This is a genomic window from Pseudomonas sp. 21LCFQ010, assembly GCF_024129905.1.
Classification (GTDB): Bacteria; Pseudomonadota; Gammaproteobacteria; order Pseudomonadales; family Pseudomonadaceae; genus Aquipseudomonas.
The window spans coordinates 66,379-91,153 of sequence record NZ_JAMYDZ010000004.1 but is presented as its reverse complement, the minus strand read 5'-3'; the positions used below and the strand labels follow the sequence as shown (position 1 = coordinate 91,153).

The 24,775-nt window shown below is 62.8% G+C and carries 21 protein-coding genes; 9 read left to right on the top strand and 12 right to left on the bottom strand.

The features are described from left to right. The first annotated feature begins 173 nt into the window (after positions 1-173). The 6 genes from NJC38_RS06890 (at position 174) to NJC38_RS06865 (ending at position 5,893) form a co-directional block, all read left to right on the top strand. The gene (locus NJC38_RS06890; protein WP_045490999.1) at positions 174-1,415 is read left to right on the top strand and encodes a dienelactone hydrolase family protein; all 1,242 of its coding nucleotides are present in this window, start codon (positions 174-176) and stop codon (positions 1,413-1,415) included. 1 nt (position 1,416) lies between these two features. After that, entirely contained in the window at positions 1,417-2,220 is an 804-nt protein-coding gene (locus NJC38_RS06885; protein WP_253112477.1) for an SDR family oxidoreductase, read from the top strand. Positions 2,221-2,317: 97 nt separating this feature from the next. Then, positions 2,318-3,556 (top strand): styrene monooxygenase/indole monooxygenase family protein, encoded by a 1,239-nt coding sequence (locus tag NJC38_RS06880; protein ID WP_253112474.1) that lies wholly within the window; start codon positions 2,318-2,320, stop codon positions 3,554-3,556. A gap of 33 nt (positions 3,557-3,589) precedes the next feature. Beyond that, the gene (locus NJC38_RS06875) at positions 3,590-4,126 is read left to right on the top strand and encodes a flavin reductase family protein (RefSeq protein WP_045491008.1); all 537 of its coding nucleotides are present in this window, start codon (positions 3,590-3,592) and stop codon (positions 4,124-4,126) included. 40 nt (positions 4,127-4,166) lie between these two features. Continuing rightward, the gene (locus NJC38_RS06870; RefSeq protein WP_253112471.1) at positions 4,167-5,108 is read left to right on the top strand and encodes a transporter; all 942 of its coding nucleotides are present in this window, start codon (positions 4,167-4,169) and stop codon (positions 5,106-5,108) included. A gap of 188 nt (positions 5,109-5,296) precedes the next feature. Further along, entirely contained in the window at positions 5,297-5,893 is a 597-nt protein-coding gene (locus tag NJC38_RS06865) for a methyl-accepting chemotaxis protein (RefSeq protein ID WP_253112468.1), read from the top strand. A gap of 182 nt (positions 5,894-6,075) precedes the next feature. Here the strand turns inward: NJC38_RS06865 and NJC38_RS06860 are convergent, their stop codons facing one another. Continuing rightward, a complete protein-coding gene (locus tag NJC38_RS06860; RefSeq protein ID WP_253112464.1) occupies positions 6,076-6,915 on the bottom strand; it encodes an AraC family transcriptional regulator in 840 nt (279 codons plus the stop codon). Between the two features lie 99 nt (positions 6,916-7,014). On the opposite strand from NJC38_RS06860, the gene NJC38_RS06855 reads away from it, so the two are divergent. Next, positions 7,015-7,950: a DMT family transporter gene (locus NJC38_RS06855; protein WP_253112461.1), complete on the top strand. Its 936-nt coding sequence runs from the start codon at positions 7,015-7,017 to the stop codon at positions 7,948-7,950. A gap of 165 nt (positions 7,951-8,115) precedes the next feature. Next, on the top strand, positions 8,116-9,156 hold the full coding sequence (locus NJC38_RS06850; protein ID WP_253112458.1) for a dienelactone hydrolase: 1,041 nt from the start codon (positions 8,116-8,118) through the stop codon (positions 9,154-9,156). A 63-nt stretch (positions 9,157-9,219) separates the two neighbouring features. Here NJC38_RS06850 and NJC38_RS06845 read toward each other — a convergent pair whose 3' ends face one another. The 10 genes from NJC38_RS06845 to glgA form a co-directional block, all read right to left on the bottom strand. Then, positions 9,220-9,879, bottom strand: coding sequence for a glycosyltransferase (locus tag NJC38_RS06845; RefSeq protein WP_253112450.1), 660 nt, complete (start codon positions 9,877-9,879; stop codon positions 9,220-9,222). Further along, positions 9,848-10,474, bottom strand: a complete 627-nt coding sequence (locus NJC38_RS06840) for an SAM-dependent methyltransferase (RefSeq protein WP_253112447.1) — start codon at positions 10,472-10,474, stop codon at positions 9,848-9,850. Before NJC38_RS06840 ends, NJC38_RS06845 begins: the two co-directional genes overlap by 32 nt. Beyond that, positions 10,471-11,241 (bottom strand): PIG-L family deacetylase, encoded by a 771-nt coding sequence (locus NJC38_RS06835; RefSeq protein ID WP_253112444.1) that lies wholly within the window; start codon positions 11,239-11,241, stop codon positions 10,471-10,473. Before NJC38_RS06835 ends, NJC38_RS06840 begins: the two co-directional genes overlap by 4 nt. Beyond that, positions 11,238-12,248: an acyl-CoA dehydrogenase gene (locus NJC38_RS06830; RefSeq protein WP_253112440.1), complete on the bottom strand. Its 1,011-nt coding sequence runs from the start codon at positions 12,246-12,248 to the stop codon at positions 11,238-11,240. The genes NJC38_RS06835 and NJC38_RS06830 overlap by 4 nt, the downstream gene beginning before the upstream one ends. Next, positions 12,245-14,416 carry a glycogen debranching protein GlgX gene (gene glgX / locus NJC38_RS06825; RefSeq protein WP_253112438.1) on the bottom strand — a complete coding sequence of 724 codons (2,172 nt, stop codon included), beginning with the start codon at positions 14,414-14,416 and terminating at the stop codon, positions 12,245-12,247. The genes NJC38_RS06830 and glgX overlap by 4 nt, the downstream gene beginning before the upstream one ends. Before the next feature lie 155 nt (positions 14,417-14,571). Further along, positions 14,572-14,991 (bottom strand): DUF2934 domain-containing protein, encoded by a 420-nt coding sequence (locus tag NJC38_RS06820; protein WP_253112435.1) that lies wholly within the window; start codon positions 14,989-14,991, stop codon positions 14,572-14,574. 22 nt (positions 14,992-15,013) lie between these two features. Then, positions 15,014-17,791: a malto-oligosyltrehalose synthase gene (locus NJC38_RS06815; protein ID WP_253112432.1), complete on the bottom strand. Its 2,778-nt coding sequence runs from the start codon at positions 17,789-17,791 to the stop codon at positions 15,014-15,016. After that, complete coding sequence (gene malQ / locus NJC38_RS06810; protein WP_253112429.1) at positions 17,788-19,866, bottom strand: 4-alpha-glucanotransferase; 2,079 nt, start codon at positions 19,864-19,866, stop codon at positions 17,788-17,790. The genes NJC38_RS06815 and malQ overlap by 4 nt, the downstream gene beginning before the upstream one ends. After that, positions 19,856-21,670: a malto-oligosyltrehalose trehalohydrolase gene (gene treZ, locus NJC38_RS06805; RefSeq protein ID WP_253112426.1), complete on the bottom strand. Its 1,815-nt coding sequence runs from the start codon at positions 21,668-21,670 to the stop codon at positions 19,856-19,858. The genes malQ and treZ overlap by 11 nt, the downstream gene beginning before the upstream one ends. Positions 21,671-21,685: 15 nt before the next feature. Continuing rightward, on the bottom strand, positions 21,686-23,281 hold the full coding sequence (gene glgA / locus NJC38_RS06800; RefSeq protein ID WP_045491048.1) for a glycogen synthase GlgA: 1,596 nt from the start codon (positions 23,279-23,281) through the stop codon (positions 21,686-21,688). 633 nt (positions 23,282-23,914) lie between these two features. On the opposite strand from glgA, the gene NJC38_RS06795 reads away from it, so the two are divergent. After that, positions 23,915-24,406 carry a GNAT family N-acetyltransferase gene (locus tag NJC38_RS06795; RefSeq protein ID WP_253112423.1) on the top strand — a complete coding sequence of 164 codons (492 nt, stop codon included), beginning with the start codon at positions 23,915-23,917 and terminating at the stop codon, positions 24,404-24,406. Positions 24,407-24,548: 142 nt separating this feature from the next. Here the strand turns inward: NJC38_RS06795 and NJC38_RS06790 are convergent, their stop codons facing one another. Further along, entirely contained in the window at positions 24,549-24,719 is a 171-nt protein-coding gene (locus NJC38_RS06790) for a DUF6026 family protein (RefSeq protein ID WP_144403304.1), read from the bottom strand. Between the last annotated feature and the right edge of the window lie 56 nt (positions 24,720-24,775).

Genomic DNA, 24,775 nt, shown 5'->3' with positions numbered 1-24,775 from the left:
GACCACTTGAAGCGGCCTTTACACCAGAATTAGCAATAGCTGCGCCAGTTTTGCCGGGGTTCGTGCATTTTCAGTTTTCTGCACGCAGCGGACAGCCCTGCGCTGGGTGGATAGTTAGCCGCAGCCGCCCGCCGCAAGAATGTTTCCAACTTCCCCATGTTGGAGACATGCACATGAAAGGTCGCTATATCGAGATCAGCGCATCAGGCGGCGAAAGGTTCAGTGGTTACCTGGCGCCTGCGGTGGGCGGTAAAGGTCCGGGTGTGGTGCTGTGCCAGGAGATTTTCGGCGTCAACCTGGCCATGCGTGAAGTGGCCGATCAGTTGGCCGAAGAGGGCTATACGGTGCTGGTGCCGGACCTGTACTGGCGGCAGGTGCCGGGCATCGAGCTGGGTTACACCGACAAAGACTTCGCCATCGCCTACTCGCTGTACCAGGGCTTTGCTGAAAACCTTGGTGTTGACGATATCGCCAGCAGCCTGGCGGCCCTGGTGCAGTTGCCGGAGTGCACGCCGGGCGCCCAAGCGGTGGTCGGTTATTGCCTGGGCGGCAAGCTGGCCTATCTGGCCGCCTGCCGCTTGCCGCAAGTGGCCTGCGCAGTGGGTTACTACGGGGTCGGGATCGAAAATGCCCTGGCTGAGCTCGAAGGCTTGCAAGGCCGGCGGCTGGTGCTGCACCTGGCCGGCAATGATCAGTTTTGCCCGCCAGCGGCGCAGGCACAGATCCAGGCTGCGGCTGCCCAGACAACCGGCCTGACCTGCCACCTGTACCCCGGCGTCGACCATGCATTTGCCCGGCCTGCCGGTCATCACTTCGACAAGGGCGCAGCGCAGATCGCCCACGAGCGTACCGTGGCGGCGCTGCGCCTGAGCATCGGCCCGGATTACGACCTGTCGGCGCTGTGGGAAGAGCACATTCGCCATGAGTTCGATACCCGCGACGTGCCCGCAACCATGGCCACCATGGTTGCTGAACCCTATGTCAACCATATTCCAACCATGACCGGCGGGGTGGGTTACGCCCAGCTCAGCCGCTTCTACCAGCACCATTTTGTGCACGGCAACCCCGCCGACATGGCCCTGACGCCGATCTCGCGCACCGTCGGCCAGACCCAGATCGTCGATGAGTTCATCATGACCTTCACCCACGACAGCGTCATCGACTGGATGCTGCCCGGCGTGCCGCCCACCGGGCGCAAGGTCGAGATCCCGATGCTGGGCGTGGTGCGGTTTCGCGGGCCGAAACTGTGCCATGAGCACATCTATTGGGACCAGGCCAGCGTGCTGGTCCAGATTGGCCTGCTGGACCCCGCCGGGTTGCCGGTGGCCGGGCGCGAGACCGCCGACAAATTGCGCGACGAGCGCCTGCCGTCCAACACCCTGATGCCCAATTGGGCCGCCAGTGTGGAGGCCTGAGATGAGCGAGTTCATTCGTAACGACGCCCTCAACGGCAAGCTGGCACTGGTCAGTGGCGGCGCAACCCTGATCGGCATGGCCGTGGCCCGCGCACTGATCGACGCCGGTGCCAGAGTGGTATTGCTGGACATCGATGCCGGCGCCGGTGAGCGAGCGGCCGAGCTGTTGGGCGAGTGCGGCGCATTTGTGGCTCTGGACATCACCGATGATGCCGCACTGGCCCGTGCCACCGCAGATATCCGTGAACGCTTTGGCGCGGTGGACCTGCTGATCAATCTGGCCTGCACCTATCTGGACGACGGCTTTGCTTCGCCGCGTCAGGACTGGCTGCGCGCCCTGGACGTCAATCTGGTTTCGGCCGTGGCGCTGGCGCAGGCACTGCACCCGGACCTCAAGGCGCGCCGCGGTGCCATCGTCAACTTCAGCTCGATCTCGGCCAGTTGCGCGCAGACCGGGCGCTGGATCTACCCGGTGTCCAAGGCCGCGATGCGTCAGCTGACCCGCAGCATGGCCATGGATTTTGCCGCGGACGGTATCCGGGTCAACTCGGTGTCGCCGGGCTGGACCTGGTCGCGAGTCATCGCCGAGGTCAGTGGTGGCGAGCGCAGCAAGGCCGACCGGGTCGCGGCCGACTACCACCTGCTGGGCCGGCTCGGCGAGCCGCAGGAGGTCGCCAGTGTCGTGGCGTTCCTGTGTTCACCTGCGGCCAGCTTCGTCACCGGTGCCGACTACGCCGTCGATGGTGGTTACTCGGTGATGGGCCCGGAACAGAACCGCCCGGCCATCGCGCGCCTGGCTATGTAGGAGCGGCTTGAGCCGCGAACAGCAGCCGCAAACAGCAGCCGCAAACAGCAACAGCGGCGCCCGTCAGCGCCGCCCCAACAAGCCGTGGAGAATAACAATGCGTCGAATCGCTATCGTCGGAGCCGGCCAGGCCGGGCTGCAACTTGCCTTGGGCCTGTTGGCCAAGGGATATCAGGTAACCCTGGCCACCAATCGCACGGCTGAGCAAATCCAGGCCGGCAAAGTGATGTCCAGCCAGTGCATGTTCAACACCGCGCTGCAGACCGAGCGCGACCTGGGTATCAACTTTTGGGAAGAGCAATGCCCTGCGGTAGAAGGCATTGGCCTCAACGTGCTCAACCCCGAGGTGCCGGGCCAGTCGTTGTTCAGCTGGAGTGCGCGGCTGGAGCGCTACGCGCAATCGGTGGACCAGCGTCTGAAGATGCCGGTGTGGATGGACACGTTCGTCAAGCGTGGCGGCGAGTTGCTGATCGAAGACGTCGGCATCACTGAGCTGGAGCGCCTGTCGGCCAGCCACGACCTGGTACTGCTGGCGGCGGGCAAGGGTGAGGTGGTCAACCTGTTCGCCAAGGACCCGCAGCGCACCGCATTCAGCACCCCGCAGCGGGCGCTGGCACTGACCTACGTGCAAGGCATGACCCCGGTGTCGCCGTACTCGCGGGTGGCGTTCAACCTTATTCCGGGGGTCGGTGAATACTTTGTGTTCCCGGCCCTGACCGTCAATGGCCCCTGCGAAATCATGGTGTTCGAAGGCATCCCCGGCGGCCCGCTGGATTGCTGGCAGGGCATCAACGACCCCGACCAGCATCTGCAAAAGAGCCTGGAACTGGTGCGCCGTTACCTGCCCTGGGAAGCCGAACGCTGCGCCAACGTGCGCCTGACCGACGACAACGGCTTTCTGGCCGGACGCTTCACGCCAATGGTGCGCCGCCCGGTGCTGACCTTGCCGTCTGGCCGCCAGGTGTTCGGCATGGCCGATGCGCTGGTGGTCAACGACCCGATTACCGGCCAGGGCGCCAACAATGCCGCCAAGTGCAGCAAGGTGTATCTGGACGCAATTCTTGCCCAGGGTAGCCAGCCGTTCAGCGGCCAGTGGATGGAGCAGACCTTCGAGCAGTACTGGAGCTACGCCCGCCACGTCGTGGAGTGGACCAACAGCATGCTGCAACCGCCAGCGCCGCACCTGCTGCAACTGCTCGGCGCGGCCAGCGCGGTGCAGCCGCTGGCCAGCGCCATCACCAACGGTTTTGACGACCCACGCCGGTTCGCGCCCTGGTGGTTCGACGCCAGCCAGTGCCAGCATTTTATCCAGAGCATGAGCCAGCAGGCCGCTTGATCAATACAACGATAACAACGCAGAGCATCGACCATGAATGCAGCCACCACCACCCCTGCTGAACTCACTGAAGTGCAGGGCCGCGATGTGCGCGAATTGCGCAACCTGCTGGGCCAGTTCGCCACCGGCGTGACCGTGATCACCACCCGCACTGCCGACGGGCGCAACGTCGGCATGACCGCCAATTCGTTTTCCTCGGTGTCGCTGGACCCGCCGCTGGTGCTCTGGAGCCTGGCGCGTTCGGCCTTGAGCATGAACGACTTCCTGGGCGCCAGCCACTTTGCCATCAACATCCTCGGTGCCGACCAGCACGAGATATCCGGCCAGTTCGCCAGGCCCGCCACTGACAAGTTCGCCGGCGTGCCCTACGCCCTGGGCAAGGCCGACATGCCGGTACTCGACGACGTGGTCGCGGTGCTGGTGTGCCGTAACGTCACCCAATATGAAGGCGGCGATCATCTGATTTTCATTGGTGAAATCGAGCAATACCGATACAGCGGCGCAGAACCGCTGGTCTTTCATGCTGGCAGGTATCGGGTCGCCTCAGTGCATCCGGCGCTGGGTCAGTGAAGCACTGCCTCCATTTTCAGCTGTAACGGGGACGCCAATGATGAGCAGAACAACCCTTTCGACCTGTGTAATGGCTGTCGGCCTGGCCAGCGCTCCGCTGGCCGGTGCCTACGACTTGCCGGCCCTCAACCTGGGCCTGACCAGTTTCATGGACGGCGGCCTGCCGGCCGGCGGTGGCTGGTACTTGCAGCAGTACTTCCAGAACTATTCGGCCAACCACCTGCGCGACCAGAACGGCAATGACCTGGGCCTGCCCAAGCATGCCGTGGACTACCAACTGTGGCTGACCCAACTGAGTTACCTGTCTGATCTGCGCCTGGGCAACGGCAATCTGGGCCTGAACCTGGTGCTGCCAGTGATTACCCGGATGAAGGTCGACGACGGCCTGGACAATCTGGCGCTCAAGGGCCAGAGCGGGGTAGGTGACCTGCTGGTCGGGCCGTTCATTCAGTTTGATCCGATCATGGGCGACAACGGTCCGCGCTTCGTGCACCGCATCGAACTGCAGGTCAACCTGGCCACCGGCGAGTATGACCGCGACCGCGACATCAACCCCGGCAACAATGCCTGGTCGTTCAACCCCTACTGGGCCGCCACTTATTGGTTCACCCCCAAGTGGACCGCCTCGTTGCGGGCGCACTACCTGTACAACGGCAAGAACAGCGACCCGCTGCGTTCGCTGGGGGATATCGACGATGTCCAGGCCGGCCAGGCGCTGCACGCCAACTTCACTACCGAGTATGCGGTCACCGAGCACCTGCGCCTGGGCATCAACGGCTATTGGCTCAAGCAGATCAGCGACAGCCGTTTCGACGGCCACGACGTCTCCGGTCGGCGGGAGAAAGTCTGGGCCATCGGTCCGGGAGTGATGTACAGCTTTTCGCCCCATGACCATTTGTTCGCCAACGCCTATTTCGAGCAGGACGTGGAAAACCGCCCCGAGGGCAGCCGTCTGCAAGTGCGTTACGTGCACCACTTCTGACCGATCAGTCGTTATACCGCTCCCTTGGTTTGCCCGCCTTCGTGGCGGGCTTTTTTGTTCAGGCGAAGTACTGTGAGGAGCACCGTGATGAAGACCGAACCCGCAGCAACGGCGCTGATCTGCCGCGTTGATCTTGCCGGCAATATCGTCCAGTGCAGCGATGACAGCGCAGCGAGTCGGACCAGTCGGTGGTGGCCCTGACCGAGATGGCCGCGACTATTCAGGAGGTGTCACGCAACCTGCATGACAGTGCCGCCGCGACCTCTGCGGCGGCAACGCTCTCTGCCCAGGGCCAGCAATTGTCCGCTCAGAGCCTCCAGTCGATGCAACACTTGGTCACCTCAGTGGCGGATATCAGCGCGGCCGCCGGGCAGATGGCCGCGGCCACCGAGGCCATTGGGGCGATGACCGGGATCATCAGTTCGATCGCCGCGCAGACTAACCTGCTGGCGCTCAATGCTGCCATTGAGGCGGCAAGGGCCGGTGACGCCGGGCTCGGTTTCAGTGTGGTCGCCGATGAGGTCCGGCAACTGGCCAGTCGCACCCAGCGGGCCACTGAAGATATCCAGCCGCTGCTGCACAGCTTTCGGCAGAGCACCGAACTCAGCGTCCGTCTGGCCCATGAGGGGCAACGGCTGGCCGCGCAGAGCACCGCTGCGGTGGGTTCGGTGAAAGACAGCTTCAGCGGTGTCAACCACGCGCTGGAGCAGATCGCGGCGATGAGCGCGCAGATCGCCAGTGCCATGGAGCAGCAGGGCCAGGTGGCCGATGCTCTCAACCAATAGGTGATGAGCGTGGCCGAACTGTCAAGCCACAGCGCCGCCAAGGCCGTCGACGGTCAGCGGATCAGCCAACAGATCGGCCAACAGCTGCTGGCCCTGCGCAGTCTGGCCGAGCGCTTCGATCGCTGACCGGCTACTGAGCCAAGCAGCAGGCGCGAGGGCCGGATTGGTGTCGTTGCGCCTGCCTAGCGAAACTTGCCCGGCGTCAGGCCGACAACCTTGCGAAAGGCCCGATTCATGTGGCTCTGGTCGCAGAAGCCGCAGGCCGCTGAGGCCTGCGCCAGACTCAGGCCGGCCCGTAGCAGCGTCTGGACCCGGCCCACGCGCTTCTGGATCTGGTAACTGTGCGGCGATACGCCGGTGTGTTTTTTGAATACCCGAATCAGGTAGAGCGGATCGAGCCCGACCAGCGCAGCCAGATCCGCCAGGCTGATGTCCTGGGCAAAGTCGGCGTCAAGCTTGTGCCGGACCTGGCTGACCGCCCAAGGCTCGGCAGCGTTGGCGGCTGCTCGAACAGGCTGGACGCCGTTGCGTTCGAACAACTGGCTGAGCAGGTCGAGCAGGGCTGTTTCGCGCTCCAGCGGGTTGTCTGACTGCTCCAGCAGGCGGTGCTGCTGGACGAAATGCCGGGCCAGTGCGGGCGCGTGTTGCATGGCGCTGGTGAACAGGTGAATGGCTTGGCCGGATCCGGCGTCATTCAACAGGTGCCGACTGACCCAGGCGGGGTCCAGATACAGCATCCGGTAGGCCCAGCCGCTATCGTGGCCCGGCAGCCCATCATGAATCTCGCCGGGGCTCAGGGTTACCACGCTACCGGGCCCGCCCAGTGCATAAGCGCCCCGGTAAAACAGCTTTTCCGCACCGCTGCTGATCACCCCGAATGCGTAATAGTCGTGTGAGTGCCGGCCAAAGGCCTGGCGGCTGAAACGGGCCGACAGCAATTCGCAGCCACCCTCGGGGAGGCGTTGGAAATGCATGAAATCCTTCTCGGCGGGCGGTTGCGCCTGAGCGCAGAGGTCATCCATCAACAGTCCAGTTTTGTCCAATACGCCTCAAGGCCAGCGCGATACGCTGGCCCGGCATTGATACGGACTTTTCGGCTTTTGATCAACATGAGGTTTCACATGTCCAACACCCGCAACCGGGCCATTATCGAACTTACCCTTGGCGGGCTGATGCTCAGCCTCTCGGCCCTGGCCGTCGCATTCGCCAATATCGGCGCCGGCGGGGCGGGCTTCTACCGCATGCTGATTGCCTCGGTACTGTTTTACATCCTGCTCAAATGGCGGCGCATGCCGGCCCGCCTGGCCAACCCCAGAGCGCGTCTGTATACCGCGCTGGCCGGGGTCTTTCTGGCCATCGACCTGGCCCTGTGGCACGAAAGTATCTACATCGTCGGCCCAGGCATTGGCTCGATCCTGACCAACTGTCAGGTATTTTTCATGACCCTGTTGGGGTTCTTGCTGTTGCGTGAAAAACCGTCGGGGTTGTTTGTGCTGTCGATGCTGCTGGCCTTCACTGGACTGTACCTGTTGTTGCTGCCGGAAATGGCCAGCGCTGCCGGTGTCAAAGGCGTGGTGTACGGCGTGCTTTCGGGCCTTGCCTATGCCGTATGCGTGTATTTCCTGAAAATCAGCCGGGAGCTGGCCGATGGCGGCGGTGATTCAATCGCGCAGGTGCTCAATCTCAGTCTCTGGGCGGCTTTGGTGCTGCTGGCCTATGCGCTGGTCAACGGTGAAAGCCTGGCGATCGTCGATACCCAGACCCTGGTGATGCTGATCATCTATGGCGTGCTGGTGCAGTTCATCGGCTGGCTGCTGGTCAACCGCTCGATCGGTGCACTGAGCCTGGGGCTGGCCGGGTTGATCCTGCTGCTGGAACCGGTGATCACCTACTTCATCGACATTACCCTGCTGGGCAAGGCAAGCACGCTGTTGCAGATCAGCGGCGCGCTGCTGACGGTGCTGGCGGTGTACATCGGCTCACTCAAGGCCCCGCAAACCAAACCAGCAGTGCCGGGCGATAACCACCGTGTTGCACCTTCAGGACCTGCGTTGTGACCGCATCGCGCTGAGCGGACGCTGCTGGTGGCGGCCAGGTCGCTGGCGATCAAGCCGATCTGGCCCGTCTCGTGCACTATCTTCGCTGTTGAGTGTCTTAATGACATGTTTTGCCGTCTATATCGGCGGTGAGGGCGGGTATGTGCCACGAGGGGGGAGTTCACCATGCTGCGTCTGTGTGCAGTAATGCTGCTGTGTCTGCTCGATGGCCTCGTTGCGGTGCAGGTCAGGGCTGACAGCGACTGGAGTGTGGGCTTTCACGTGCTGACCATCGCTGATCCGCTCGACGAGCAGGCGATGCAGGCCATCGCGTTTTACCCCTCCAGTGCGGACGATCAGGTCAGCCCGGTGCGTGGCTATCAACTACAGGCCAGCAAGGATGCGCCGGTCGCCATGGGGCGTTTTCCGCTGCTGATGCTGTCGCATGGCAATACCGGCACGCCACTGGCGATGCATGACCTGGCCACAGCGCTGGCGCGTCAGGGCTTTGTGGTGGTCGCGGTGGTGCACCCTGGCGACAACGACCGCGACCACAGCCGCCTGGGCAGCCTGAGCAATCTGTACGGTCGCCCGTTGCAGATTTCTGCGGCGATTACCGCCACCCTTGACGACCCGTTGCTGTCGCCTTATCTGAGTGCCGAGCAGGTTGGGGTGATTGGCTATTCTGCCGGGGGTGAAACCGCGCTGATTCTGGCCGGTGCCCGCCCGGACCCGCAGCGCTTGCGCACTTATTGCCTCGAACGCCCGGATGATCAGGATGCCTGCCGCACCCAGGGCTGGCTGGTGGCCGATCGTGACGACCTGCAAGCCGAGGCCGATCCGCGGGTCGGTGCGTTGATGCTGATGGCGCCATTGAGCCTGATGTTCGGTCGCCAGACCCTCAGCGACGTCCATGTGCCGGTGTTGATGTATGCCGGCGAAGAGGACCGCCTGTTACCACTGGACAAAAACGCCGAAGCGCTGGCGCGCAAGCTGCCCACTGCGCCGGATTACAAGCGCCTGGCCGGTGCCGGGCATTTCGTGTTCATGGCGCCGTGCACCGATGAGCAACGTGCGACCACGCCGGTGCTGTGCAACGACCCCGACGGTGTCGATCGCGAGGATATCCATCGCACCCTGAGTGCCGAGGCCGGGAAGTTCTTCAGCGATGTACTGGGCGCGACAAACAGTGACAGCTCCGGAATGCAGACCGCACGGCACCAATAATCATCAAATGCCCGTAGGAGCAGCTTTAGCTGCGAATTCGCCGCTTCGCAGCTGAAGCTGCTCCTACGCGGATGTTTCCAATGACCGCAGATAGTCGCCGAACCCGCCTTGGGCACGGGGGTCGAGGCGGGCGCTGGTGGTCACTCTGGGGCGGCAGCTCCAGGCGATCCGGGCGCCGCTGAGCTCCAGTTCGCGGACCAGATGCACGTCTTCATGGCAGGCCAGCGCCGGGAAGCCACCGGCCTGCTGATAGGCCTGCGCGCTGATTCCCAGATTGGCGCCGTGCACATGACGGTGACCCTCACGGTGCTGATAGCGGCGCTGGTACTCGATCCTGGCGGCTTCAGAATAGCCTTCAGACCACTGACCCGGCGTCACCGTGCCGCAGACCGCATCGGCCTGTAACGCCAGTTGCTGGTAAAGCCAGTCCTCGGCGACGTTGCCGTCGCCGTCGGTGCAGGCCAGCCAGCGCGAGCCCAGGCCGATCAGTTGCCGTGCACCGGCAGCGCGGGCCTGGCCGACATTACGGGCTTGCAATTCAAGGGTCATCACCCCGCGAGCACGGGCGATCTGTGCCGAGCCATCGGTGCAGCTGTCGAGCACCACAATGATGCTCACCGGCTCATGCTCAAGCCCCGGATGGTGAGCCGCTTGCTGGATCGTTGCCAGGCACTGGTCCAGGTGCTGCTCTTCATTGTGGACGGGAATCAGCACGCCGATCATGGTCAAACTCCTGTTGGGCAATTGAATCCTGCCGGCGAGCGAACACTTCCAGCACAAAATCCGCCTCGCGGTGCAGGCAAATGCGCTGCAACGGCAGTTGCTCAGCTACCAGGCGGTGGACTTGCTCAGCATCCAGCGGGCAGCCATCGATAACCGGGCGCCAGTGGCAGGCGAGCAGCTGGCCGTTGTCACTGAGCGAGTCGTCCATGCGCTTTATGCAGGCGCGCAGGTCGGCTTCATCAAGGTAGTAACCCACCTCGCTGAACACGATCAGATCGAATTTTTCTGCTGGCCAGTCTTGCGGCAGGCGACCGTGCATGACCGTCGCATGCGGGCAGTCATGCAGGCGCTGACGGGCCAGGGTTACCGCACGGGCCGAGGTGTCGCAGGCCAGCAAGCGGTCGCAGCGGGTCGCGAGCAGGGCGCTCAACTCGCCATTGGCGCAGCCGGGTTCGAAGATCGACCGGTAGTGCGGGTGCGGCAATGCGGCGAGGGTCAGGGCGCGTTTGCGTTGTTCGTACCAGCGTTGGCGAAATGCCCAAGGGTCGTCATTGTCTTCAAACAGGTGCTCAAAGTAGTCGTCGGTCACGCTCATATGAACACCAGTTCGAAAGGTTGCAGCAGCCGCTGCAAGGCCCAGTCGGGCAGGATGGGCGCAAGTCCCACGGTCGGATCGCCCTGCAGTTGACTGACGAACGCGCCGACAGCATCGCGTTTGCGTTGCAGGGTGGCCGGGTCGAGTAATACCTTGCGGGCCCGCTCCCAGGGCAGGCGCTGATCGTCCGGTTCAGCCCAGTGCCAGGCCCAGATCGGCACTTCAACCAAGCGGGCGCCACTTTGCAGGCAGGCGGCTGCGCAGGCGCGACCCACTGCCTCATGGTCGCCATGACCGTCGCCCCGCCAGGTGCTGAACACCACATCGGTGGTTTGCAACCGATCGGTCAAAAACCTCGTCAGGTCGGCTTCTTGCTCGGCCACAGCGGTGTCGCTGATGCCCAGCCGCTGCCAATCCAGATCGGCGGGCAAGTCCAGACGAGCCAGGGCCTGGACGCTTTCCTGAGGGCGTTCAATGGCCAGGCGCTGGGCCGACCAGTTGGAGGAGCCGGGATGGCTGGCGGTGCCGTCGGTAACCGAGACCAGCAAAAGGTCACGCTGCAATTGATGCAACTGGCTCAACAGCCCGCCGCAGCCCAGCACCTCGTCATCCGGATGGGGCGCGACGATCACGGCGCGATGGGCGAAGGGCACCAGCAGGTCGGCACTGATCGCCGCCACGGCGGCCAGTTTCTCCGAGGCTTGCCAGGCGTGCAGCGCAGTGCCACGGCCCTGTGCGTCATCGCTGACCACAAATCCGTCATTCATAACCGCCACCCGCGGTGCGCTCTGGTCTGTACAACCTGTTCACCCAGTGTTGCCAGATCACGTTCAGCATGGCTTTGGCGGATGAATACCGGCAAATCGGCGGCCATCCGGGCAAACCCGGCGTCCTTGCAGTAAGGGCCGGCACCCAGCGCCCGGCCCACATGCTGGATCACGGTCTCGACCGTGTTTTCCACACTGGCCCGGCTACGGCGGGCCAGCAGTTCGTAATTATTGACCGTTCGGTCGTCAAGCTGTTTGGCGGCGTCTTGCAGAACTAGGCTGGCACTGGACAATGCGGCATCTACCGCGCCCAGATGTGCCAACCCGTGGGGCTCGGGGCGCGTGCTCAACTGCGCTGGCAGCGACAACGCCAGCGCACTGGCCGCGCCATACCAACACGCGGCGATGCCAATCGCACCCTGCCAGAAACCGGGGCGTTGCAGATAATCACCCGGCCCGCCAACCGCCCAGCCGCTGGCCTGGTCGAAGCGCACCTCGACACTTGCTGTTGCCGCCATGCCGACCGCATGCCAGCCATCGTCAGTGACCTGCACGCCAGTTTGCGCCAGCGGCACGGCCACCAGTTGCTGGCAACCTTGTTCATCCCAGGCGGTCACCAGTGCATGGCTGAGCACCGCAGCGCCGCTGCACCAGGCTTTCAGGCCGTCGACCCGCAACCCGGCGCCGGCAGCGCTGACCCGCAAGCGGGCCTGCGGTGGTTCGGCCGCCCACATGCCCCAGGTGCTGCCGTTAGGCACCGCAGGGGCATCCAGCTCCTGGATAATTGCCAGCGCGTCGGTATGCCCTTCATACAGCTTGCACAGACCCAGGCTATGGCCCGCCACCTCGGCCAGTGCCTGCCAGCGAGCCAGCGTCTGGCCGCTGGCAGGCAAGGGCAGTTGATCCAGCCCTTGGCTGACCATCGCTCGCAGGCACTCGCCCAGCCCGGCACTGCCGGCTCGGGCGAGTGCCTGCTGGCTGAGCAAACGCTCCAGCGTGTCGATCATTCCTGATCTTCACGCTGCAGGCCGAACAGCAACAGCGACCGCGCGGCGACGCCATACTGCGTACCGAACTCCAGACGTTGTTTGCGCGGTGCATCGTCCTGGCGGGTATCGATCAGGCAGGTGTAGTGGGTGCCTTGCGGGACTTCCGGCAGGGTAAAGTCCACGTCTTCGTGATGGGCGTTGACCACCAGCAGCAGGGTGTCGTCGGCGCCGGGGCGGCGGATACCGGTCTCCTGGGCGCGACCGTCCATGAGCATGCCCAGGCAGCGACCATGGCGGTCATGCCATTGCTCGATGCTCATCTCATTGCCATCCGGTGCCAGCCAGGTAACGTCCTTGACCCCGATCTCCTCGTTGTAATCACCAACCAGGAACCGGCTACGACGCAGGATCGGATAGCTCTGGCGCAGTTTGATCAGGCGCTTGACGAACTTGAGCAAGGCCTCGCCATCACTGTCGAGGTTCCAGTTTACCCAGCCGATTTCGCTGTCCTGGCAATAGGCATTGTTGTTGCCGTGCTGGGTACGGGCGAACTCGTCACCGGCGACCATCATCGGCGTGCCCTGGGCCAGCAGCAGGGTGGCAAAGAAGTTGCGCATCTGGCGCAGACGCAGGGTGTTGATGTCCTGATCGTCAGTCGGGCCTTCCACGCCATGGTTCCAGGACAGGTTGTTGTTGCTGCCGTCCTGATTGTTTTCGTCGTTGGCTTCGTTGTGTTTGTCGTTGTACGACACCAGGTCGTGCAAAGTGAAACCATCGTGGGCAGTGATAAAGTTTACCGACGCCTGTGGCCGCCGACCGCGCTGGTTGAACATGTTGCCCGATGCGGTCAGGCGTGCGGCGAAGTCTGCCAACTGGCCTTCATCGCCTTTCCAGAAGGCCCGTACCGTGTCGCGGAACTTGTCGTTCCATTCCATCCAGCCCGGCGGGAAACCACCGACCTGATAGCCGCCCGGCCCGCAGTCCCAAGGCTCGGCGATCAATTTGACCTGGCGCAGCACCGGGTCCTGGCGGCAGGCGACCAGGAAGCTGTGACGCTCGTCGAAGCCGTCGTGGTAACGGCCCAGAATGGTTGCCAGATCGAAGCGGAAGCCGTCGACATGCATGTCCGACGCCCAATAGCGCAGCGAGTCGGTGACCATTTGCAGCACGCAAGGGTGGCTGAGATCCAGGGTGTTACCGGTGCCGGAGTCGTTGATGTAGAAGCGCTTGTCGTCCGGCATCAGACGGTAGTACGAAGCGTTGTCGATGCCGCGCATCGACAGGGTCGGGCCAAGTTCGTTGCCTTCGGCGGTGTGGTTGTAGACCACGTCAAGAATCACTTCCAGGCCGGCCTTGTGATAGTGGGCGACCATTTCCTTGAACTCGGCAATCTTGCCGTGGGCCAGGTAGCGCGGGTCCGGGGCAAAGAAGGCGATGCTGTTGTAGCCCCAGTAGTTGGTCATGCCTTTTTGCAGCAGGTGCTGGTCGTTGACGAACGCATGGATGGGCAGCAACTCCACGGAGGTCACGCCCAGCTTGCGCACGTGATCGATGACCTCCGGGACCTTGAGGCCCAGGAAGGTGCCCTTGAGGTCGTCCGGGACCGCCGGGTGCAGTTTGGTGTAGCCGCGCACGTGGGTCTCATAGAGGATGGTCTTGTCCCACGGGGTGCTGACCCGCTGGTCGCGGCCCCAGGTGTAGGCCGGGTCGATGACCTTGCTCTTGGGCACGAACGGCGCGCTGTCGCGCTCGTCGAAGCTCAGGTCGCCGTCGGGGTGGCCGATGGTGTAGCCAAACAGCGATTCAGACCACTTCAGTTCGCCGACCAATTGCTTGGCGTAGGGGTCGATCAACAGCTTGTTGTGGTTGAAACGATGACCGTTGCCTGGGTCATAAGGACCATAGACCCGATAGCCATAGACCAGCCCGGGGTGCGCGTCGGGCAGGTAGCCGTGGTAGATCTCGTCGGTGTACTCGGGCAGTTCGATGCGTTCGAGTTCGACCTCGCCGCTGGAGTCGAACAGGCACAGCTCGACCTTGGTGGCGTTGGCCGAGAACAGGGCAAAGTTGACCCCCAGGCCGTCCCAGTTGGCGCCCAGAGGGAAGGGCAGGCCTTCGCGGATGCGTGGGCCCAGTGGTTTGTACTCGCTGCTGTCAGGGGCGGATTTATTCGACGACGTGCTCATGGTTGTTTCCTGAAAACGTTGATTTGCGGGCGATCAGTGCCGCTACCGCAACCAGAAGCTGCGATACGCGTGAAAATGTCGGGGTTATCGGGTGTAGCCGAGGCTGCGCAGGCGTCGAGCAACCGTGGCGGTGCTCGACGCTGCGCGCCATGGGCTTATGAAGCGGCCGGCTTGCGCGGCTTTTTCACGGCGGCGGGCTTGCTGGCAGGCTCGCTTTGCGGCGTCGCCGCAGTAGCGGCGGGTGCTGGCTTGGTTGCTGGTTTGGCTGCGGGCTTGGCAGCAGCGGGTTTGCCAGCCTTGGGCGCAGCTTTAGCAGCCGGCTTGCTCGCTGGCGCTGCTTTGCCCGGCGCTTTGCCGGCCGGCTTGGCATCCGCCTTGGCATCCAAAGCACCGTCGATTTTGGGCAACCTCGGTTTGCTGGCACTGCGTGCAGCGGTTTTGTCAGGCGCCAGGGCTTCGGCTTCGGCCAGCTTGCGGGCCATTTCCCAATGGCGCTGGTCATTGCCGTTGGGCCGGCCCTCGGACTCCCATATCTGATAGGCAAACTCGCGGATTCTTTTTTCGTCGGCACTCATTCTTCGACACTCCCGGCTTTTACTAATTTTGAACAAACAAATTTACGGAAAATTCCTTGAGCGCTGTACTGACTGGCAGTTGCTTGCCATCCAGTGTCAGGCTTTCGCCAAACAGGCCTTGCCAGGTCTGACCGGGCTCGGCAAACGGCAGGGTGATCCGCGTGTCGCTCCAATCACCGGCTTGTATGAATGGAGTTGGTGCGGTCCCCAATAGTTCAGAGAAGATGCGCGGCACCACGACAATCGCACGCACGCCGTCCAGTTCGCGGACAAAGGCCACCACCCGGTCCGCCTGCTGACCACTGACCGGCAAGGCTTGATAAGTCCCTCTGGCAAACAGTGCCGGGTGCTGGCGGCGAACCTCCAGCGCCCTGGCGATCAGTGCCTGTTTGAGGCGACCGTCACGCCAGTTGAGCAGCAAATCGCTGATGCCAGGCTGCTGCGTCAATGCCCGGCTTCGTGCAGCGTAGTCCACCGGACGACGGTTGTCGGGGTCGACCAGGCTGAAGTCCCAGAACTCGGCGCCTTGATACAAATCAGGCACACCTGGAACGCTCAGGCGCAGCAGCACTTGGGCAAGGCTGTTCAGCGCGCCGGCGGGGGCGATGCGCAGGGCAGTGGCACCCAGCGACTGGCGCAGCGGCTGCGCCTCGTCAGCCAGCAGCAGGCGTTCGAGGAAGCTCCGGCAGGCACTCTCATACGCCTGGTTGGGCGCTGCCCAGCTGCTTTGCAGTTTGGCTTCGCGCAGGGCTTTTTCCTGCCAGCGCACCAGCCGTTCAAGGTACTGAGCAGTTGCCTCTTCGCCTTCCAGATCCAGCGGCCAACTGCCGAGCAGCGCTTGATAGAGCATCAACTCGTCGCCGCCACTGATAACGCTCTCGCCGTCCTTGAGCGGCTGCGCCAGTTGCCGCCAGCGCTCGACCTGTTCGGCGTACCAGCCGGAACACTCGCTCAGGACCGCCAGACGGGTCCGGCTGTCTTCACCGCGCTTGTGGTCGTGGGTGGCGGTGGCCAGCAGGTTGTCGGGGAAGAATTGGTGACGTTGCTGGCAGGCCTGGTGGAAGTCTTGCGGCGGCGCGCTGAAATGGCCCGGATGAAAGCCCACATCATTGCGCGACAGCAGCACCGCCGAGCGATAGAACGAGGTGTCCTCGACAGACTTGGCGGCCACCGGTGAGGTCAACTGCTGAAAGCGTACACAGGCATTGCGGTACAGCTTGCGCAGCTTGCCACGCGGTAGCGAGCGCCACGCGGTGCCGCCCAGCCAGCGTTGCAGCCAGTCAAGCACCGGCCAGTCACCTTCGTTCAGGCTGCTGCGTGCGCCTTGCATCGCTTGCTCGAAGAAGCGCTCGTCTTCAGCACTGCGCCCGCAAACGCTGATGTAGGTGCGGTACACCGGAAAGTGGCAGATGAGCGCCAGCAGCGCGCGGCGGATCGCGCCCAGGGTCAAATCACGGCTCATCAGGTCGCTGCGGGCCAATTGCAGCAGCCCTTGGGCGAGGTTTTCGAAGTCGCCGGCCAGGCTGCCGTGCAGCACCAGGTCACGGGCCAGCCGCTCTTCGTCGGCAAATACCGCGCTACGTTCGCTGATCCGGCTCCACAGCTCGGCCAGCGGCTGCGCGCCGGCAGGATCATGTTGCAGCAGCGACACCTGGTTCATGAACTCATAGCCGGTGGTGCCGTCGACACTCCAGTCATGGCGCAGTTGCTCATCGGCCCCCAGAATCTTCTCGACAAAGATCGGCAGGTGTTCAAGGGGCGCATGGGCGGGCCGCTGCGCCAGCAAGCCCTGTACCCGGCGGTGCAGCTTGCGGCAGTAGCCGCGTGGGTCGGCCAGGCCGTCGACGTGGTCGATACGCAGGCCGTCTACCAGCCCCTCGGCAATCAACTGGAAAATCTTGCCATGGGTGGCTTCGAACACCGCCGGGCGCTCAACGCGCAGGCCGCCCAGTTCATTGATGTCGAAGAAGCGCCGCCAGTTGATGTCGTCACCGGCGGTGCGCCAACTGGCCAACCGGTAGTGCTGGTCTTCAAGCAGCGCGTGCAAGCGCGCAAAACCGTCAGGCTTAGTCGAATCGAAGGCTTTCAGCGCCTTGTGGATGGTTTTGAGCAGGGACTGATCAGCCACCAGCTCAACCAGTTGTGCGCGCAGTTGCCGGGCACGCTCGTAAGCCTGAGGGTACTGCGCAAGTTTGGCGAAGCGCTCGCTGAGTTCTTCCAGGCGCGGATCCTGGGCATGCTGCAAAATCGCGTCATAGCTGGTCGGGCAGATCGGGAAGTGGTGCTGGTAATGCTCGATATAGAAGCGCCCATCAGTTTCATCGAAACGCAGTGGAATTTCCCCGCCTTGCAGCGCTGGGCCGTAGTCGTTGCCCAGAAATGGCAGCAACAGTTGGCCCTTGAGCAGCGGGTCCGGCGAATGCCACTGGATATCGAAAAAAATCGCGTACGGGCTGCCGCGCCCCCATTCCAGCAGGTCCAGCCACCAGGGATTGTCGGCGCCGCCGACCGCCATGTGGTTGGAAACGATGTCGAGGATCAGCCCCATCTGGTGTTCACGTAAGGTGGCAACCAGCCGCCGCAAGGCCGGTTCACCGCCCAGCTCGGGGTTGATGACGGTCGGGTCGACCACATCGTAACCGTGCATCGAGCCTGCCCGGGCCTTGAGCAGTGGTGATGCGTAGATATGGCTGATGCCCAGGCGGGCGAAGTAGGGCACCAGGGCAATCGCGTCATCAAGGGTGAAATCTTTGTGGAACTGCAAGCGTTGGGTAGCACGCAGGGGAATCGGGTGGTTCATCGGTCACGCTCCGCAGCTTGCTGACGCGCCTGGGATAACAGTTCAAGGCGGCGTGCAGCGTCTTGCTGGTCCAGCAATTGATTACTGAGCGGCTCCAGCCGACGTCGCCAGTTGGGGTGGCTGTCGATGGTGCCAGGCAGGTTGGCCTGTTCGAGCACGCCCAGCGCATCTTCCACAGGAAGCAGTACCAGTGGTGCGCGGGTATGGCCCAGGTAACGGATACTGGCGTCGATAATCAGGCCGCTGTCGTCAGTGTCTGGCGCAAAATTGTGATTGTTCTGGCTCAAGGCTTGGCGCAGACCGTCGTATTCGCGGCCACGCTCCTCGCGCCAGTGATGTTCTGCCTGCTCATCGACATGGCCCACGCGGCTGTGCCATTCGATATCCAGCTCGTTGATCCAGCCGGCCAGGGTCGGCAGGTCATGAGTGCTGGTGGTGGCCAGCGCGTCTGGCGACCAATCGAGAATTGGCTTGAATTGGCCGTTGTGCTGTTCGAACAACAGCACCCGCATGCCCAGAATGGCCCGCGCTGACAGCTTGTCGGACAGCCCCTCAGGGACAGTACCCAGGTCTTCACCGAGCACGATTGCCTGGTGCCGTGCCGACTCCAGGCACAGCAGGCGCAGCAGGTCGTCTAGCGGGAAGTTGAGGTACGCACCTTCTTTGGGCGAGGCGCCGAGCGGGATGACCCACAGGCGTTGCAAGCCCATTACGTGGTCGATGCGCAGGCCGCCTGCGTGGGCAAAGTTGGCACGCAGCATTTCGATAAAGGCCCGAAAACCGTTGCGCTTGAGGCCCTCCGGCGAGAAGGCAGAAATGCCCCAGCTCTGGCCGGCACGGTTGAGAATGTCGGGTGGTGCGCCCACGGTCAGCGCCGACAGCAGTTCATCCTGACGGCTCCAGGCCTGGCTGCCCGCGCCATCGGCGCCGACCGCCAGGTCGGCAATCAGGCCGATGCGCATGCCTGCGCTTTTGGCCGCGACCTGGGCACGCTCCAGACCCCTTGCCACCAGCCACTGGGTGAACGCATGAAAGCTGATGTCATGGGCGTGGGCCGCGGCAAACAAGGCCACTGCCTGGCTGCGCGGCTGCTTGAAATCTTCTGGCCACTCGTGCCAGTTGGCGCTGATGCCCAGTTGCGCGGATGCTTCGCGGATCGCCTCGAAGCGGCAGTGATTCTCCAGCGCTTCACCGCCGGCATGGCGAAAGCTGTTGAAGTCTTCCTGCAGCGGATGATCACCGGCACTGAAGCCTTCAAAGAGCTTGCGCAGCACCTGCCACTTGGCCTTCGCCGCCGCTGGCCAGTCGATCAGCGTGAGTTGCTCAAGCTGCTCCAGGGTTTCACGCTGGCCGCTGTCTTCAATGGCCTGGCGCCAGGCGCGCTCGCCCAACAGCAAGGCGGGAGAGGCATACAGGCTGTTGAAAAACAGCCGGCTGGACGGCGAGTAGGGGCTATAACGCTGCGGGTCATCGGCAAACATGGCGTGCAGCGGGCTGATCGCCAGCGCATCGGCGCCACGTTCGCCGGCGGTGCGGGCCAGGCCTTCCAGCGCCTGGGTGTCACCAAAACCGCCATCACCCTCGCGGCGCAGGCTGTACACCTGAGTGGTCAGGCCCCAAGCGCGCGGCACCTCATTCTGGCAGGCCATGGCCATGCTGTAGCAGGTCAACGGCGCAACCGCGATCGTCAGCTGTTGGCCGACGATATCAAGCTGCTGATAGCCCACCGGGGTAATGGCCGGCAGGTTGGCATCCGCGTCCAGGCAGGACTGGATCGAGGTGCCATCTTCCAGATGCAGGGTAAAAGGGGTCTCGGGCTCGAACCAGGCCGAGAGGTCCAGCGGCCTGTCGACATCAACCGTCAATAACGGCGGTGCCTGACGACCATGGTGTTCGGTCTGCACCCGCAGCAGGCTGGCATCAATGGCCTCGCGGCTATGCGCCGGGTAACCAAGGGCGTCGAGTACCTTGCGCAACACCTCGGGGCTGACGGTCTGTGGCCTGGCATTGGCGTCGACCCAATGCACCGACAGGCCGACTTCGGTTGCCAATTTTTCCAGTTGCTCATTGCTCATCCTGAATCTCCGCAACGTCATGGGCTGACAGGCTGACAATGGCTGTCCAGGGTTCGAGGCTGCCGTTATGCCAAGGTTCGATCGACGTTGGGGTGCTGGCGAAAATCAGCTCGGCAGGGCTGGCCGGTGGCAGCTCGACCGGCTGTTCAGCAAGGTTCAGGTCGATGCGCAGGATCTGACCGTCTGCCATTTTCCAGCGTGCACTGACCACCCCGTCGGCCAGCACTTCAGCGCCCAGAGCAAAGGCACCGGGCAGACGTGGCACGATCTCGCGGTGGCGGGTTTCCAGCAGTTGTTGATAGAAAGCCAGCCATTGGCGGTGCTCCAGCCCTTGCTCGGTGTCCAGCTCCAGAGCTGCCAGAGCCGGTCTGGAGGCCTCGAAGGTCTGCACGTCGTTGGGGTCCGGAATCCGTTCGCGCTGATGCGGGTCGGCGAACGCGGCAAAGTCAGCAAACTCGTTGCGTCGGCCTTCACGCACCGCATCGGCCAGCTCGCCATGGTGGCTGGTGAAAAACAGGAATGGCTCGCGCGCGGCCCACTCATCCCCCATGAACAGCAGCGGAATCATCGGCGACAGCAACAACAGCACGGTGGCGGCGCGCAGCGCCGGGGCAGGGGCCAGGCGTGGCAGGCGCTCACCCAGGGCGCGGTTGCCGATCTGATCGTGGTTCTGCAAGAACAGCACAAAGGCGCTGGGCGGCAGGTGCGCGCTGGCTTCGCCGCGCGCGGCACCGTGCCGGTTGGTCTGGCCCTGATAGACAAAACCCTCACTGAGCAGGCGTGCCAGTTTGTGGGTCGGCTGGTCGGCGAAATCCTGATAATAGGCATCGGTCTCGCCGGTCAGCAGCACATGCAGGGTGTTGTGCCCGTCGTCGTTCCATTGTGCATCGAAGCCCTGTTCAAGCAGGCTGGCCTGGTTGAACTCGTTTTCCAGGTTCAGCCAGACATGCCGGCCCGGTTCGATACCGGCGCGCACCTGGCGAGCGAAATCCTGAAGAAAGTCCGGGTCGTTGATGGCATGCACGGCATCCATGCGCAGGCCGTCGAAGCGGTACTCGTTAAGCCACATCAGTGCGTTGTCGATGAAAAAGCTGCGCACCTCGGGACGACGAAAATCGATGGCCGCGCCCCACGGTGTGTGGACGTCCTCGCGGAAGAATGCTTTGGCGTATTGCCCCAGGTAATTACCGTCCGGACCAAAGTGGTTGTACACCACGTCAAGGATGACCATCAGGCCGTAGCCGTGGGCGGCGTCGATCAGCCGTTTGAGCTGTTCGGGGGTGCCGTAGGAGGCCTGCGGGGCATACGGCAGCACGCCGTCGTAGCCCCAGTTGCGATCACCGGGAAACTGCGCCAGCGGCATCAGTTCAATGGCGGTCACTCCCAGCTCTACCAGGCGCGGCAGGTGTTTTTCGACGCCGGCATAGCCACCGAGTGCACCCACGTGCAGTTCATAGATGACCGCCTCGTGCCACGGACGGCCTTGCCAGCCGGCGTGTTGCCAAGGGTAGGCAGCCGGGTCGACGACCCGGCTGGAGGTGTGCACGTCACCGTTCTGGGCGCGCGATGCCGGGTCGGGCACCTGCAGTTGATTGTCGATCAGGTAGTGGTAACCGGTGCCGGCAGGACAGGCCGTCTCCAGTACGAACCAGCCATCGCCCTGCGCCGGCATTGCCAGCGCCTGAGCGTTGTCCAGCAGCAGGGAAACGTTTTGTGCATCCGGTGCCCAGAGGGCGAATCGTGTGTGTTGCCGGTCCTGCATAACGGCGCCGTGGCGCCAGGCAGGTTCTGTACGCAAAGGCATCCGCGACCTCATTTCTCAGTAGTGCAGGGCAACGCCCAGATTTTTCTTCAACAGGTCCTGATAAAGCTCAGCGTAGGGTTCGACCGCCTGCTGCCAGTTGAACGGTGCGGCCATGGCGCGGCAACGCATCGCGTTGAGCAGGGTGGTGTTTTCAAAGACTTTGAAGGCCCGGGTCAGGGCTTCGGTGTAGCTCTCGACCGTGGATTCGTTGAACAGAAAGCCCGTCACACCGTCTTCGATGGTGTCAGCCAGACCGCCGGTGTTACGCGCCACCGGCAGCGAACCGAAGCGCTGCGCGTACATCTGGCTCAGGCCGCAAGGTTCGTACCGCGACGGCATCAGCAAGAAATCGCTACCGGCAAACATGCGCCGTGCATCGGTCTCGTTAAAGCCCACCCGGACACTGACCCGGCCGGGGAAGCGTGCCGCCAGATCACGCATGGCCTGTTCTTCTTCCGGCTCGCCACGACCGATGATTGCGATCTGCCCGCCGTTGGCGACGATGTGTTCGGCCACACCAATGGTCAGGTCCAGACCCTTCTGGTAAACCAGCCGGGAGACCACGGCAAACAGCGGGCCTTTGGAGGGTTCCAGCTCAAACAGCTCGCGCACGTAGTCGGCGTTGATTTCCTTGCGCAGCCATTCATTGGGTGCGAAGTGGCAGATCAAGTGTTTATCGGTGGCGGCATCCCAGCTCGAATCAATCCCGTTCGGGATGCCGCTGAGCTTGCCCTGTTCAGCCTTGCTCTGCAGGAAACCTTCCAGCCCGCAACCGAAGTCGGCCGTGGTGATCTCCTTGGCATAGGTGGCGCTGACCGTGGTGATGTGGCTGGCATAAGCCATACCGGCCTTGATGAACGACAGCTTGCCGTAGAACTCCATGCCTTCGGGGGTCAGTGCCTGTTCGGGCAAACCCAGCTCACGTGCGGTGGTCGGGCTGACCGTGCCCTGGTAGGCCAGGTTATGGATGGTGAAAATGCTCGGTGTGGTCTGTCCGCGCCAGCGCATATAGGCCGGCGCCAAGCCTGCCGGCCAGTCGTGGGCATGCACCAGTTCCGGGCACCATTGGGTCTTGACTGAACCGGCCGCAAAATCGGCGGCTGCCAGGCCCAGGCGGGCAAAGCGGATGTGGTTATCGGACCAGTCGCGGCCGTTGACATCGCCGTAGGGCGTGCCCTCGCGCTCGTACAGTTCGGGGCAGATCAACACATAGATGACCAGGCCATCTTTCATGTCCATGCGCCCGACCTTGCACGGCGGCAGTGCCGCATAGCCGCCCAGTTCACTGATGATGTGGATCGGGTTGCCGCTATTGATCACTTGCGGGTAGCCGGGAATCAGCACACGGACATCGTGCAGGTGACGCATGGCCCTCGGCAGTGCCGCTGAAACATCGCCCAGGCCGCCGGTCTTGACCAGATCAGCCAGTTCCGAGGTCACGAACAGCACCTTGCGGCGGTTGACCTGGGAAATGGTGTGCTGAGGCAATGCTGGTGTGGTCGGCAAATGCAATAAAGGCATTTGCGACCGGCTCAGAACCGGATGATTCAGCTCGCTGGCCGGCTGACCAAAACTCTCTCCCTGCTGGGTTTTTACAGCGGCGCTTATCATCGTGTTCTCCCAATTAATACAGTGTCGGTGCAGTTCTGAAGTTGCTCCGGACCATGTCCTGCGGCCGGACGCACAAGTTCACGCAAGATCAGTACCCATTTACTGTCTGACGCAGCTTCAAGGACAGGGTGATGACGCCGTTTATGAGGTCATTGCTCAGCATAGGCGGGTCTTATCAGATGACCCGGCGGTTTTTCAGAAGTTTCGACTTTTTTACCGGGAAATGTCTGGACCGAGGCTGCGGCGCATTCAGATTGACGACATCTTTGGCATTGAGAGGGGAAAAACTGATCGGTCAGACGCCCGGATGTTGAGAAACAGGGGCTTGTTACCGGTCGTCGGATAGTTGCTGGCGCACCGCGCGCTGCCTGCTAACAGGGCGTTTTCGGACCCTGTTTGCACCGTCAGGCACCCGAATGCCATATGAGGGTGCGCTGTTTAATTCGCTTTGGTGCAGTTGAACGGGCGGGCTGTTGAAGTCGTGTTGCTGGAGGCACATCTGGCGCCGAAATCGGCCTGCGAGATCATTGCCTGAAAATTCCTGCATACCGATTGAACGACTTTCATCTACGAAGCGGTAGAATCCCCGGCTACGTCTGTCAGACGCGAACGATTGTTTTAAAGAGGATGCCAATGCAAACCCCAGAGGTCCTGGTCCTGCAAGCAAGCTATACCAATCCGGTTCACGCCCAAGCGCTCGGTACGCTGCTTAATCACTACGCCGAAGATGTCATGGGCGGTGGTGAATCCTTGTCTCTCGACACCCGTCAGCAACTGGCCAGTGAACTGGCCAAGCGTCCCCATGCCTTCAGTGTGCTGGCATTCATTGCCGGTGAGCCGGTAGGGCTGGTCAATTGCTTCGAGGGGTTCTCCACCTTTGTCTGCCGCCCGCTGGTCAACATTCATGATGTGGTGGTGCTGTCTTCCCATCGTGGCCTGGGCATCAGTCAGAAAATGCTTGCCAAGGTCGAGGAGATTGCCCGGCAGCGTGGCTGCTGCAAGCTGACGCTCGAAGTGCTGGAAGGCAATGAGGTGGCGAAGGCCGCTTACAAGAAGCAGGGTTTTGACGGGTATCAGCTCGATCCGCAGATGGGGCGTGCGATGTTCTGGCAAAAGGTGCTGTAACGGATGTCTTTCGGGTTGCCAGGCTGTCTGCAAACCCGGAGACTTGCGCGCCTTGCTGGCAGGGCTGGGTGAGGCAGAGGCGGGCAGTGCTTCAGTGGCAGATCAACGCAGGGGATCTGCCACCGCGACAGCGGGTCAGCGATCAGGCGATCTGCTTGCCCTGGCCGCCAAACTGGGCCTGCTCCAGCAAACGGGTCATTTGCGCCAGCTTGTGCTGCAATTGGGCGCGTTCTTCTTTCAGGGCGCGCAGCTCGTCGCGACGGATAGTGACGTACAGGGTTTGTGGTGCAAGTGTTTGAAGTACAGTGCCCATTGCTCACCTCGCAAATGGCGGATTCAACGTCAAAAAGGCTTGTGGCAATGACTGTC

Coding starts and splice junctions, on each gene's coding strand:
- NJC38_RS06890 (WP_045490999.1), top strand. CDS start 174: ATGAAAGGTCGCTATATCGAGATCAGCGCATCAGGCGGCGAAAGGTTC.
- NJC38_RS06885 (WP_253112477.1), top strand. CDS start 1,417: ATGAGCGAGTTCATTCGTAACGACGCCCTCAACGGCAAGCTGGCACTG.
- NJC38_RS06880 (WP_253112474.1), top strand. CDS start 2,318: ATGCGTCGAATCGCTATCGTCGGAGCCGGCCAGGCCGGGCTGCAACTT.
- NJC38_RS06875 (WP_045491008.1), top strand. CDS start 3,590: ATGAATGCAGCCACCACCACCCCTGCTGAACTCACTGAAGTGCAGGGC.
- NJC38_RS06870 (WP_253112471.1), top strand. CDS start 4,167: ATGAGCAGAACAACCCTTTCGACCTGTGTAATGGCTGTCGGCCTGGCC.
- NJC38_RS06860 (WP_253112464.1), bottom strand. CDS start 6,915: ATGGATGACCTCTGCGCTCAGGCGCAACCGCCCGCCGAGAAGGATTTC.
- NJC38_RS06855 (WP_253112461.1), top strand. CDS start 7,015: ATGTCCAACACCCGCAACCGGGCCATTATCGAACTTACCCTTGGCGGG.
- NJC38_RS06850 (WP_253112458.1), top strand. CDS start 8,116: ATGCTGCGTCTGTGTGCAGTAATGCTGCTGTGTCTGCTCGATGGCCTC.
- NJC38_RS06845 (WP_253112450.1), bottom strand. CDS start 9,879: ATGATCGGCGTGCTGATTCCCGTCCACAATGAAGAGCAGCACCTGGAC.
- NJC38_RS06840 (WP_253112447.1), bottom strand. CDS start 10,474: ATGAGCGTGACCGACGACTACTTTGAGCACCTGTTTGAAGACAATGAC.
- NJC38_RS06835 (WP_253112444.1), bottom strand. CDS start 11,241: ATGAATGACGGATTTGTGGTCAGCGATGACGCACAGGGCCGTGGCACT.
- NJC38_RS06830 (WP_253112440.1), bottom strand. CDS start 12,248: ATGATCGACACGCTGGAGCGTTTGCTCAGCCAGCAGGCACTCGCCCGA.
- glgX (WP_253112438.1), bottom strand. CDS start 14,416: ATGAGCACGTCGTCGAATAAATCCGCCCCTGACAGCAGCGAGTACAAA.
- NJC38_RS06820 (WP_253112435.1), bottom strand. CDS start 14,991: ATGAGTGCCGACGAAAAAAGAATCCGCGAGTTTGCCTATCAGATATGG.
- NJC38_RS06815 (WP_253112432.1), bottom strand. CDS start 17,791: ATGAACCACCCGATTCCCCTGCGTGCTACCCAACGCTTGCAGTTCCAC.
- malQ (WP_253112429.1), bottom strand. CDS start 19,866: ATGAGCAATGAGCAACTGGAAAAATTGGCAACCGAAGTCGGCCTGTCG.
- treZ (WP_253112426.1), bottom strand. CDS start 21,670: ATGCCTTTGCGTACAGAACCTGCCTGGCGCCACGGCGCCGTTATGCAG.
- glgA (WP_045491048.1), bottom strand. CDS start 23,281: ATGATAAGCGCCGCTGTAAAAACCCAGCAGGGAGAGAGTTTTGGTCAG.
- NJC38_RS06795 (WP_253112423.1), top strand. CDS start 23,915: ATGCAAACCCCAGAGGTCCTGGTCCTGCAAGCAAGCTATACCAATCCG.
- NJC38_RS06790 (WP_144403304.1), bottom strand. CDS start 24,719: ATGGGCACTGTACTTCAAACACTTGCACCACAAACCCTGTACGTCACT.